Annotated in this window: 8 protein-coding genes; 4 read left to right on the top strand and 4 right to left on the bottom strand. The window is 68.2% G+C overall.

What is annotated here, in order from left to right; genetic code table 11:
• Positions 1 to 26: 26 nt before the first annotated feature.
• Positions 27 to 1,850: a glutamine--fructose-6-phosphate transaminase (isomerizing) gene (glmS, locus tag ACFE87_RS01775; protein WP_375457891.1), complete on the bottom strand. Its 1,824-nt coding sequence runs from the start codon at positions 1,848 to 1,850 to the stop codon at positions 27 to 29.
• Positions 1,851 to 1,967: 117 nt separating this feature from the next.
• Positions 1,968 to 3,323: a bifunctional UDP-N-acetylglucosamine diphosphorylase/glucosamine-1-phosphate N-acetyltransferase GlmU gene (glmU, locus tag ACFE87_RS01770; RefSeq protein ID WP_375457890.1), complete on the bottom strand. Its 1,356-nt coding sequence runs from the start codon at positions 3,321 to 3,323 to the stop codon at positions 1,968 to 1,970.
• 96 nt (positions 3,324 to 3,419) lie between these two features.
• On the opposite strand from glmU, the gene ACFE87_RS01765 reads away from it, so the two are divergent.
• The 4 genes from ACFE87_RS01765 (at position 3,420) to ACFE87_RS01750 (ending at position 8,801) form a co-directional block, all read left to right on the top strand.
• Positions 3,420 to 4,991 carry a glucan biosynthesis protein gene (locus tag ACFE87_RS01765; RefSeq protein ID WP_375457889.1) on the top strand — a complete coding sequence of 524 codons (1,572 nt, stop codon included), beginning with the start codon at positions 3,420 to 3,422 and terminating at the stop codon, positions 4,989 to 4,991.
• On the top strand, positions 4,967 to 7,135 hold the full coding sequence (mdoH, locus tag ACFE87_RS01760) for a glucans biosynthesis glucosyltransferase MdoH (RefSeq protein ID WP_375457888.1): 2,169 nt from the start codon (positions 4,967 to 4,969) through the stop codon (positions 7,133 to 7,135). The genes ACFE87_RS01765 and mdoH overlap by 25 nt, the downstream gene beginning before the upstream one ends.
• 124 nt (positions 7,136 to 7,259) lie before the next feature.
• Positions 7,260 to 8,402 (top strand): TRAP transporter substrate-binding protein, encoded by a 1,143-nt coding sequence (locus ACFE87_RS01755; RefSeq protein WP_375457887.1) that lies wholly within the window; start codon positions 7,260 to 7,262, stop codon positions 8,400 to 8,402.
• A gap of 33 nt (positions 8,403 to 8,435) precedes the next feature.
• Positions 8,436 to 8,801, top strand: a complete 366-nt coding sequence (locus ACFE87_RS01750; protein WP_375457886.1) for a GFA family protein — start codon at positions 8,436 to 8,438, stop codon at positions 8,799 to 8,801.
• 95 nt (positions 8,802 to 8,896) lie between these two features.
• Here the strand turns inward: ACFE87_RS01750 and thrS are convergent, their stop codons facing one another.
• Entirely contained in the window at positions 8,897 to 10,855 is a 1,959-nt protein-coding gene (thrS, locus tag ACFE87_RS01745) for a threonine--tRNA ligase (protein WP_375457885.1), read from the bottom strand.
• Positions 10,856 to 11,059: 204 nt separating this feature from the next.
• Positions 11,060 to 11,881 (bottom strand): NADPH-dependent oxidoreductase, encoded by an 822-nt coding sequence (locus ACFE87_RS01740; protein ID WP_375457998.1) that lies wholly within the window; start codon positions 11,879 to 11,881, stop codon positions 11,060 to 11,062.
• Positions 11,882 to 12,013: the final 132 nt, after the last annotated feature.

The following is a 12,013-nucleotide window of genomic DNA, read 5'->3' as shown; positions in this document are numbered from 1 at the left end:
GCAAGGGGAGAGGCGGGGACGCCGGGTCACTCCACCGTCACCGACTTCGCTAGGTTCCGCGGCTGGTCGACGTCTTTCCCCATGAAGACGGCCGTGTGGTAGGCGAGGAGCTGGATCGCGACGGCGTAGACGAGGGGCGCGACGACCGGATCGCAATCCGGCATTACGATCGTGCCCATCGTGTCCATCCCGGCCGCCGCTGCCCCCGCGCGGTCGGTGACGAGAAGGATGCGGCCGCCGCGCGCGGCGACCTCCTGCATGTTCGAAACCGTCTTCTCGAAGACGGCGTCGTGCGGCGCGATGACGATCACCGGCATGGTCTCGTCGATCAGCGCGATCGGGCCGTGCTTGAGTTCGCCGGCCGCATAGCCCTCGGCGTGGATGTAGGAAATCTCCTTCAGCTTCAGCGCCCCTTCGAGCGCCAGCGGAAAGGAGGTGCCGCGCCCAAGATAGAGCACGTCCTTCGCCTTCGCGATCTCGCGCGCCAGAAGCTCGATCTCGGCCTCCGCGTGCAGCGCCTCGTTCATCAGGGCCGGCACGCCAATGAGCGCGTCGACGAGGCGCTGCTCCTCGGTTTCCGAGAGGAAGCCTCTCTCGCGCCCGGCCGCGATCGCGAGCGAGAGCAGCACGGCGAGCTGGCAGGTGAAGGCCTTGGTGGACGCGACCCCGATCTCCGGACCGGCGAGCGTCGGCGCGACCGCGGCGCTTTCGCGCGCGATGGTCGAGGTCGGCACGTTCACGACCGAGAGAACGTGCTGTCCCTGCGCCTTCGCGTAACGCAGCGAGGCCAGCGTGTCGGCGGTCTCCCCGGATTGCGACACGAAGATCGAGAGCTCGCCCGGGTCGAGCGGCGCCTCGCGATAGCGGAATTCGGACGCGACATCGATCTCGACCGGCAGCCGGGCGAGGCGCTCGAACCAGTATTTCGCGATGAGGCCGGCATAATAGGCGGTGCCGCAGGCCGAGATAGACAGCCTTTTCAGGTCCTTGAACGAAAACGGCAGGACCGGGCGGCAGGTGCGGCCGGTCGTGAAGTCCACGTAATGGGCGACGGTGCGGCCGACGACCTCCGGCTGCTCGTAGATCTCCTTCGCCATGAAATGGCGGTGGTTGCCCTTCGAGGCCACGAAGGCGCCGACCGGGATGGTCTGGCGCGGACGATCGACCGGATGACCGCCGGAATCCCGGACAACCACCCCTTCGCGGGTCAGCACCGCCCAATCCCCATCCTCGAGGTAGGAGACCTGGTCGGTGAAGGGCGCGAGCGCGAGGGCGTCCGAGCCGAGATACATCTCGCCCTCGCCGTGGCCGACCGCCAGCGGGGCGCCGTGCCGGGCCCCGATCAGGGTGTTCGCCTCGCCCTCGAACAGGAAGGCGAGCGCGAAGGCGCCGCGGAGCCGCGGCAGCGTGGTCGCGACGGCCTCCATCGGGGTCTTCCCCTCCCGGAGCTTCGCCGTGACGAGCTGGGCCACGACCTCGGTGTCGGTCTCCGTCTCGAAGACGACCCCCTTGGCCTCGAGCTCGAGCTTCAGCTCGCGGTAATTCTCGATGATGCCGTTATGGACGACCGCGAGCTTGTCGGTCGCGTGCGGATGGGCGTTGCGCTCGTTCGGCTTCCCATGCGTTGCCCAGCGGGTATGGCCGATACCGATCGCGCCGGTGAGCGGCGCCTCTGATAGCTTGAGTTCCAGGTTGCGGAGCTTGCCCTCGGCCCGGCACCGGGTCAGGTGACCGTTCTCCAGCGTTGCGACGCCGGCCGAATCGTAGCCCCGATATTCGAGGCGCTTCAGCGCGTCGACGACCTGCGTCGCGACCGGGTTCTTCCCGAGTATTCCGACGATCCCGCACATGAAGGGCTCCGCGATCGGCCGGCTCGCCAAATCTGGTCCGTCTTAGCCGGCCCTGCTGAACAAAGACCAATCAAGATACATGACGAGCTGTTACCGCAACGTCGCAAACCCTTCGGGTCACGTCTTCTGCGACGTCACCCAGCCCGCTTTCACGACCTGGCGTCCGCGCCCGATCGCGAGCGCGTCCGCCGGGACGTCATCCGTGATGACGGAGCCCGAGCCGACATAGGCCCGGTCGCCGATGCTCACCGGCGCGACGAGGGAGCTGTTCGTGCCGATGAAGGCGCCCTCCCCGATGGTGGTCCGGTGCTTGGCCCGTCCGTCGTAATTGCAGGTGATCGTACCGGCACCGACATTCGTGCCGGCACCAATGGCGGCGTCGCCGAGATAGGCGAGGTGGTTGGCCTTCACGCCGGCGCCGAGCACCGCGTTCTTCACCTCGACGAAGTTGCCGATATGCACTCCCTCGCGCAGCACGGCGCCGGGACGCAGGCGGGCGAAGGGGCCGACGATCGCGCCCTCCCCGATCTCGGCACCCTCGATGTGGGAGAAGGCCCGAATGACCGCGCCTTCGCCGACCGTCACGCCGGGTCCGAACCAGACATTCGGCTCGACCGTCACGTCGCGGCCGATGCGGGTGTCGGAGGAGAGAAACACCGTCTCGGGCGCGACGAGCGTGACGCCCGCCGCCATGACGGCGGCCCGCAGGCGCGACTGCAACGCGGCTTCGGCCGACGCGAGCTGCGCCCGGTCGTTCACGCCGGCGACCTCGGCCTCGGGCGCGGTCACGACCACGGCCCGCTCTCCCCGCGCGGCCGCGATCTCGACCGCGTCGGTCAGGTAATACTCGCCCTTGGCATTGGTGTTGCCGATCGCCTCCAGCAGCGACAGGGCGACATCGCCCCGGAGCGCCATCAGGCCGGCGTTGCAAAGGGTGACGCGGCGCTCCTCGTCGGAGGCGTCGCGCTCCTCCCGGATCGCGACGAGCCGCTGGCCTTCGAGGAGGAGCCGGCCGTAGCCGGTCGGGTTCGCGGCCTCGAAACCGAGCACCGCCATCGCCGCACCCTCGGCGAGCGGCCTGCGCAGCCGGGCGATGGTCGACGCGGTGACGAGGGGCGTATCGGCAAAGGCCACCACGACGTCGTCCACGCCGGCGAGCATCGATCCGCGTGCCGCCAGAACGGCATGCGCGGTGCCGAGGCGCTCGGCCTGCGTGACGATCACGGCGGCCGGCAAGACGGCCCGCGAGGCCGCCGCGACATCGTCCCGACCGGGCCCGACCACGATCGCGACCTCATTCGATCCCGCCTCGGTCACGGCGGAGAGCACATGCGCCAGCATGGTCCGGCCGGCGATCCTGTGAAGCACCTTCGGCAGCGCCGAACGCATCCGGGTGCCCTCGCCAGCCGCCAGGATGATTGCTAAGCACGACCGGCCTCGCGAAGCGGGCTCGTTTGAAGGTGCGTCACTCATGGTCTTGTCTCGACGGAACGTTCTGATGTTCCGCCGGCACCTATCGCAACACTCTCGCGATCCGCAAACCAGCGCAGCCGCGCGGGGCGGACGTTGATGGAGAAGCCGAAAGCCGTCGCCCAGCCCGGGCGACGAGAGGTGGTGGCCTCGCTCGGTGCCGGATGGGTCGCGGCCGCGCTTCCGGCGGGGTCGGCGCTCGCGCAGGCGAACACGCCTCAGGCGCTGATCCAGAACGCCCTCGGCGAAGGCCAGCGTTTCGAGCCGGGCTCCGTCACGGAACTCGCCCGAGCTCTGTCGAAACGCGCCTTCGTCCCGCCTCCGAACGATCTCCCGGAACCCTTTGCCGGGCTGAATTACGAGCGCTACGTCGCGATCAAGTCCCTCCCGTCCGGACGGATCTGGGATGGCGAGAACCGGGGCTTCGTGGTCGAGCCGCTGGCGCGCGGCTTCGTGTTCACGACCGCCGTGACGCTGTTCACCGTCGAGGACGGGCAGGTCCGCCGGATCATGTTCGACAAGGGCCGCTTCGATTTCGGCGGGCTCGCCGTGCCGGCGAATGCCCCCGATCCGGGGTTTTCCGGGTTCCGGCTCGACGCCGTCGGCGCGGGAGGGCCGCCCTTCGAATTCGCGCTCATCCAGGGCGCGACGTTCTTCCGGGCGGCGGCCCGGGGCCAGAATCTCGGCATCGTCGCCCGCGCTCTCGCCCTGAAGCCGGCCGAAACGAGGGGCGAGGAATTCCCCATTTTCCGGGCCTTCTGGCTCGAGCGGCCGGTCGCGGGCACGAATGCGCTCGTCATCCACGGGCTCGTCGATTCGGAATCCGTCGCGGGCTCGGTCCGGATGACCTTCCGGCCGGGCGAGGCGACGATCGTGGACGTCGAGACGACGCTCTTCCCGCGCGTGAATCTCGAACATGTCGGGTTCGGCGGCATGGGCGCGACCTTTCTCTACGGACCGAATGTCCGGCGCGGCATCGACGACCTCCGGCCCGCCGTCTACGACGCCTCAGGGCTGAGCATCCTGAACGGCCAGGGCGAATGGCTCTGGCGTCCGCTGAACAACCCCGACACCCTGCAGATCTCGGCCTTTCTGGACGACAACCCGAAGGGTTTCGGCCTCCTGCAGCGCGAGCGCGATTTCGGGGCGTTCCAGGACGACGTCCAGCATTTCGAGGCGCGGCCGAGCCTCTGGATCGAGCCGATCGGGGATTGGTCGCAGGGTGCCGTGCAGCTGATCGAGATCCCGTCCGATTCGGAGATCAACAAGAACATCCTGGCCTATTGGCGGCCCAAGGCCGCGATGCAGGCCGGCTCGGAGGTCACCCTCGCCTACCGGCAATTCTGGTCTTGGGCGCCGCCCGACCGACCCCAACTCGCGACCGTGACCTCGACCCGGTCCGGACGGGGGCCGGGCGGGCGCCGCCGGAGGTTCATCGTCGAATTCGGAGGCGAGGCGCTCGGCGCCGCGATCCCGGACCTGAAGGTCGCCCTGACCACCGCGCCGGGATTGATCCAGAACCAGCGCACCTGGCTCTACGCCGAGCGGAAATCCGTCCGGGTCGGGTTCGACCTCGATCCCGGCGGTGATAATGCTTGCGAGATGAGGCTGGTGCTGCAATCGGGAGCGAAACCGCTGAGCGAGACATGGCTTTATCGTTGGACGCCGTAGCCGAGGTCCGGCTGCCGCAAGTCGTGAACCCGCATCCGGAGCCCCATCTTCCGCCCGAGAGCGGGCTCTCCATGCCGACCCAGTCCTTGTCGCGATGGAGTGCCGAGGACAGCGCCGCGTCGGCAGCACGCCGCCCGGTCTCAGCCGCACCCTGGCTCGCCCGCGCGTTCGTCTACGGAGGAGCCGCGCTCCTGACCGCCTACGGCGCGCGCGAGATGTATTATGTCGTCTCGGTCAGTCGGACGACGGTCCTCCAGTACGGGCTGCTCGCGCTCTTCGTCGTCAACTTTTCCTGGATCGCGCTCGCCTTCACGAGCGCGGTGCTCGGTTTCGTGAAACTCGCGCTTCGTCGCTCACGGCCCGACCCGGCGCGGCTTCCGTTGACGACCCGGACCGCGATCGTGATGCCGGTCTATAACGAGCAGACCTCCCGTACCTTCGCGGCCGTAGAAGCGATCCGGCTCTCGGTCGAGGCGACCGGCCAGGGATCGGCCTTCGACTATTTCATCCTGTCGGATTCGACGAACCCGGATGCCTGGGTCGCGGAGGAGCGCGCCTTCATGGCGCTCCGGGACAAGATCGGTCCCGGCGCACGCCTCTTCTACCGGCACCGCGAGAAGAACCATCACCGCAAGGCCGGCAACATCGCCGACTTCGTCACCCGTTGGGGCGGCGACTACGAGCACATGATCGTGCTCGACGCCGACAGCCTGATGACGGGCGCCTGCATCCTCGCGCTGACGGAGGCGATGGAGGCCGATCCACGGGCAGGCATCATCCAGACGCTTCCCCTCCTCGTGAACCGGAACACGCTCCTCGCCCGGCTGCAGCAATTCGCAGCCCGCGTCGCCGGTCCGGTGATCGCGACGGGCCTCGATTCCTGGTCCGGGCGCGACGGCAATTACTGGGGCCACAACGCGATCATCCGGACGCGGGCCTTCGCGGACCATTGCGGGCTGCCGGACCTCAAGGGGAAGCCGCCTTTCGGCGGGCACATCCTCAGCCACGATTTCGTCGAGGCGGCCCTGATCCGGCGCGCGGGATGGTCGGTCTACATGCTGCCCGACCTCGCCGGGAGCTACGAGGAAAGCCCGCCCTCGCTGATCGACCTCTCCGTCCGAGACCGGCGCTGGTGCCAGGGCAACCTCCAGCATTCGCGCATCATCGGCGCGCGCGGCCTGAAACTCGCGACCCGACAGCATTTCGCGACCGGCATCATGGCCTATCTCGCCTCGCCCTTCTGGCTGCTGCAGCTCGTCGTCGGTATCGCGCTCGTCCTGCAGACGACCTACATCCGGCCGGAATATTTCAGCCGCGATTTCCGCCTGTTCCCGTCCTGGCCCCGATTCGATCCCGAGCGCGCCCTTTGGCTGTTCGCCCTCACGATGGGCATCCTGCTCGCCCCGAAGGTCTTCGGCCTCATCCTGATGCTGGCCGACGGCGCGAAGCGCCGGGCCTGCGGCGGCACGATCCGGCTCACCCTGTCCTTCCTGATCGAGCTCATCCTCTCCGCCCTGATCGCCCCGATCCTGATGCTCGTGCAGTCGGGATCAGTGTTCCAGATCCTGGTCGGCGGCGACACCGGCTGGAACCCGCAGCGTCGAGACGACGGCTCGATCCCGCTGCGGGACATCGTGCGGCGCCACCGCTGGCACACCATGCTCGGGATCGTGGCCGGCCTTTCGGCCTTCCTGATCGCGACGTCGCTGTTCCTGTGGATGTCCCCGACGATCATCGGCCTCGTCCTCGCGATCCCGATCTCCTGGCTCTCGGGTTCGCTCGCGACGGGGCTCGTGCTGAAGCGCCTGGGGCTCCTCCTCACCCCTGACGAGAGCCGGCCGCCCGAGATCGTGGCCCAGGCGAACGCCCTTCAGGCCGAGAATGCGAAGCGCGGCTTCGACGACCAGGACGCGCTTGTCGTCCTGCACGGCGACCCGGATCTGCGCGACCGGCACGAGGCGATGCTGCCGCATCGACCGCATCGGCAGCGGGGTGAATTCGAGATCGAACGCGTGTTGGCGGAGGCGAAGATCATCGACGCCGCCACCATCGCCGAGGCGGTGGAATGGCTGAAGCCGCGCGAACGGATGGTGATCCTGAACGACCGGGCCCTCCTGAGCCTCGCCATGCGGCTTACCGCCTGAGGCGCGGCAGGGCTGGCCCTCCTGTCCGATCGTGGTAAGAGCCGTCCATCGTCAGCAGGCGGCTGATCCATGCCGCTTTCTCGCGCCGCCCCAGGGCGACCATCACCATAACGTCGGAGGAAACATGAAGCGTCGACAATTCATGAGCGCGGGCGCCGCGGCGGTCGTGGCCGGTGCGACGACCCAGACTGCCCAGGCTCAGACGACGGCACCCGCGGTCACCAATCCGGTGGCCTCCCCGGCCGTGGCGACGTCGATGCCGGAGATCCGCTGGCGCCTGACCTCGGGCTTCCCGAAATCGCTGGACACCATCTACGGCGCCGCGGATCTCTTCACGAAATACGTCTCCGAAGCGACCGACGGGCGGTTCCAGATCCAGCCCTTCGCGGCCGGCGAGATCGTCGGGACGGCACAGGCGATCGACGCGGTGGCGAACAACACCGTCGAGATGGCCCATACGGCGTCCTATTATTACGTCGGCAAGGACCCGACCTTCGGCATCCTGACGGCGGCGCCCTTCGGGTTAAATACCCGCCAGCAGAATTCCTGGTATTACCATAACGGCGGCCTGGAACTCGCCAACGAGTTCTATGGCAAGTCCGGGCTCTACGCCCTGCCGGGCGGCAATACCGGCACGCAGATGGGCGGCTGGTTCCGCAAGGAGATCAAGACGGTCGCCGACCTGAACGGGCTCAAGATGCGGATCGCCGGCCTCGCCGGCAACGTCCTGCAGAAGCTCGGCGTCGTGCCGCAGCAGATCCCGGGCGGCGACATCTACCCGGCGCTCGAGCGCGGCACGATCGACGCGGCCGAATGGGTCGGCCCCTATGACGACGAGAAGCTGGGCTTCAACAAGGTCGCGCCCTTCTACTACTACCCTGGCTGGTGGGAAGGCGGGGCCATGATCAAGTTCTGGTTCAACAAGGAGAAGCTCGCGGCCGTCCCGAAGAGCTACCGGGCCATCGTCGAGGCGGCGGCCGCCTACGCCAATATCGACATGACGGCCAAATACGACGCGAAGAACCCGGCCGCCCTACGCCGGCTCGTCGGCGGCGGTGCCCAGCTCCGGCCCTTCAGCCCGGAGATCCTGGACGCCTGCTACAAGGCGTCCAGCGAGTTCTACGACGAGACCATGGCCAAGAACGCGGACTTCAAGAAGGTCTGGGAGAACATGCGGGCATTCCGGAACGAGGAATATCTCTGGTTCCAGGTCGCCGAATACACCTACGACAACTACATGATCCGGGCCCGGGCCCGGGGCGGCTAGCCTTTGCTCGGCGGCCATTGCCAATGCGGACGGGTGCGCTACCAGGCGGAGGCGCACCCGTTCCACGAGACGATCTGCCACTGCGCCGATTGCCGGCGCAGCGTCGGTGCCGCCGAGGTCGCGTGGTTCAGCGTGAAGCGGGCCGCCTTTCGCTTCGTTGCCGGAGAGCCCGCCTCCTATCGTTCGAGCCCCGGCGTCACCCGACGCTTCTGCGGCACCTGTGGCACCTCGCTGACCTTCGAGCTCGACGATACGCCCGATGAGGTGGACGTGACGATCGCGAGCCTGGACGATCCCGGCGCCGTGCCGCCGAAGGATCACAGCTGGACGGCATCGAAACCCGGCTGGGCCGTTTTGGGCGACGGCCTCCCCCAATTCCCCGGGCCGGCCGAACGGTAGCTGTCACCCCTGGTTCGCGCCCCGCCGCCTCCCCCTCGAGGCCCGCTTCGCCGGGCATCTCAGGAAGAGGAGCACAGGCCGGCGCGACCGCGCCGCTACGCGGTCCTGAGGTCCGGCGGCACGGCCTCATCCCGCAGCGCCGCGAGCGCCTCATCGAGGCTCATCCCGGTCTGGTCCTTCGATCCGAGCCGGCGGATCGAGACCCGCCGCTCCTCCGCCTCACGGCGCCCGAGAACCAGCAGCACGGGAACCTTGGCCAGCGAATGCTCGCGGACCTTGTAGTTGATCTTCTCGTTGCGGAGATCCGCCTCGACCCGGAGGCCGGCCTTCTTGGCAGCGGCCACGACCTCCTCGGCATAGGGATCGGCATCCGACGTGATCGTCGCGACCACGACCTGGACCGGCGCGAGCCAGAGCGGGAAATGCCCGGAATAATGCTCGATCAGGATGCCGAGGAAGCGCTCCATCGAGCCGCAGATCGCCCGGTGGATCATGACCGGCAGCTTCTTCGCCCCGTCCGAGTCGATGAAGGTGGCGCCGAACCGCTCCGGCAGGTTGAAGTCGACCTGGGTCGTGCCGCATTGCCAGTCGCGGCCGATGGCGTCGCGGAGGACGTATTCGAATTTGGGGCCGTAGAAGGCGCCCTCGCCCGGGTTGATGGCGGTCTTCACCCGGCCGCCCGACTGTTCCTCGATCGTGGCCAGGACCTCCCGCATCACGGCCTCGGCGCGGTCCCAGAGGTCGTCCGACCCCACCCGCTTGTCCGGTCGCGTCGAGAGCTTCACGACCACCTCCTCGAAGCCGAAATCGGCATAGGTCGAGAGGATCAGATCGTTGATCTTCAGGCATTCCTCGGCCATCTGCGCGTCCGTGCAGAAGACGTGGGCGTCATCCTGGGTGAAGCCCCGGACCCGCATCAGGCCATGCAGCGCACCGGACGGCTCGTAGCGGTGCACGTTGCCGAATTCGGCATACCGCGTAGGCAGATCGCGGTAGGACTTCACACCCTGCTTGAAGATCTGGATGTGGCCGGGGCAGTTCATCGGCTTCAGGGCGAAGACGCGCTTGTCCTCCGTCTCGTCCCCGGCCGACTGGGCCATGAACATGCTCTCCCGGTACCATTCCCAGTGGCCCGAGGTCTGCCAGAGGGAGGCGTCGAGGAGCTGCGGGGCGTTCACCTCCTGGTAGTCGAGCTTGCCCAGGCGGCGGCGCATATAGGCGATCAGGGCCTGGAACATGGTCCAGCCCTTCGGGTGCCAGAAGACGACGCCCGGCCCCTCCTCCTGGAAGTGGAAGAGGTTCATCTCTCGGCCGAGCCGGCGGTGGTCGCGCTTCTCGGCCTCCTCCAGCATCGTGAGATACTGTTTGAGATCGGCCTCGCTCGCCCAGGCCGTGCCGTAGATGCGCTGGAGCATCGGGTTGTTCGAGTCGCCGCGCCAATAGGCGCCGGCGAGCTTGAGGAGCTTGAAGCCGTTGCCGATGCCGCCCGTCGAGGCGCCGTGCGGGCCGCGGCAGAGGTCGAGCCACTCGCCCTGCCGATAGATCCGGAGCGCCTGGTCCTCCGGGATCGCATCGATGAGTTCGAGCTTGTAGCGCTCGCCCTTGTCAGCGAACCAGGCCCTGGCCTCTTCGCGCGACCAGGTCTCGCAGGTGATCGGATTGTTGCGGGCGATGATCTCCCGCATCCGGGCCTCGATCCGGGCGAGGTCCTCAGGGTGGAAGGGCTCGTCGCGGGCGAAGTCGTAATAGAAGCCGCTCTCGATCACCGGGCCGATCGTGACCTGGGTGCCCGGATAGAGATCCTGCACGGCCTCAGCCATCACATGCGCGGTGTCGTGGCGGATGATTTCGAGCGCGTCCGCGGCCTCGCGCGTCACGATCTCGACCGTCGCGCCGTCCGGCACCGGGGCGGAGAGGTCGGAGAGGCGGCCGTCGACCTTCGCGGCCATGGCGCGCTTCGCGAGGGACTTCGAGATCGCGCCCGCGACGTCGGCCGCGGTGGTCCCGTCCGGGAACTCGCGCCGGGCGCCGTCGGGGAAGCTCACATGAATCATCGGTCTGGCCGCAAGGTGGTCACGCCGGCTGAGCCGGCACGGGCCTCCCCTCGCGCAATCCGAGGCCGAGAACAAGGTCGCGCAGGCTCGGCGCCGATCGTGACCCAGAAGGAACGTGATCCCTGGCTCCGCTGATCCCGGGACGCCAGGATCGCCGGAACCCAGGATCCCGGGGCCGCGCGAGCCCGGGCCGGTGGCCGCGCCTTACCGAAGCGGGAAGCCGAGCCGGTTCAGGCTCTCCCGCAGGGTCTCCCGTCCCGCGAGGGACGCGAGGCGACCCAGTCGGTTGCGGACCCGCGCGGTCCAGGCTCCGCCGCCACCGTGGCGGGAGGCCTCGAACGTGCGATCGTAATCCGAGATGACGGCGGCCTCGCTCGCGAGATCGTAGCGCTCGTGGTGCAGGATCGCGGCCTGAGGCAGTCGCGGCCTGATGCCGGCCGGCACGGCCTCTTCGGCATAGCCGACGCAAAGGCCGAAGATGCCGACAGCGCCTTGCGGCAGGCCGAGTTCGGCCGCGACGGTCTCGGGCCCGTTCCGCAACGCCCCGATATAGACCGTCGCGAGTCCGAGCGACTCGGCCGCCACGACCGCGTTCTGGGCGGCGAGCGCCGCGTCGATCGAGGCGACCAGGAACGTCTCGAGATAGGGAAGCCCATCGAGCGGTTCGCCCTGGCGCCCGGCGATCCGGTCGGCCCGCGACAGGTCCGCCAGGAAGACCAGGAAGAGCGGGCATTGCTCGATATGCTTCTGGTCGGCAGCCACTTTCGCGAGTGCAGCCTTCCGGTTCGGATCGGTGACCGCCACCATCGACCAAGTCTGCATGTTGGACGAGGTCGCGGCCGATTGTGCGGCGGCGACCAGCATGGCCAGGGTTCCCTCCGGAAGCGGATCGGGGCGATAGGCCCGCACCGAATGGTGGCTGAGCAGCAGCGCGACGGTCTCGTTCCAGGGCATCCGGGATGGCGGCGCCGAGTCGCCGTAGCGTGCCCTCCAGGCCCCCGCGATACGGCTCTCGTCTGTCTTCACGTCCAAGCGCCGCTCCTGTGTCGGGTCAGTCGGTTCGCCTCCGCAATGGCGAGGCCACATCACTCGTCGCCGGCCTGCCACGTTCCCGCAAGTGTCCATCCGGTGGACAGCCGGAGCCGCCGCCGCGAACAG

Origin of the sequence: uncultured Enterovirga sp., assembly GCF_964242715.1 — a bacterium.
In the GTDB taxonomy this organism is placed as follows: Bacteria; Pseudomonadota; Alphaproteobacteria; order Rhizobiales; family Beijerinckiaceae; genus Enterovirga.
This window is presented reverse-complemented; position numbering and strand designations above follow the sequence as displayed.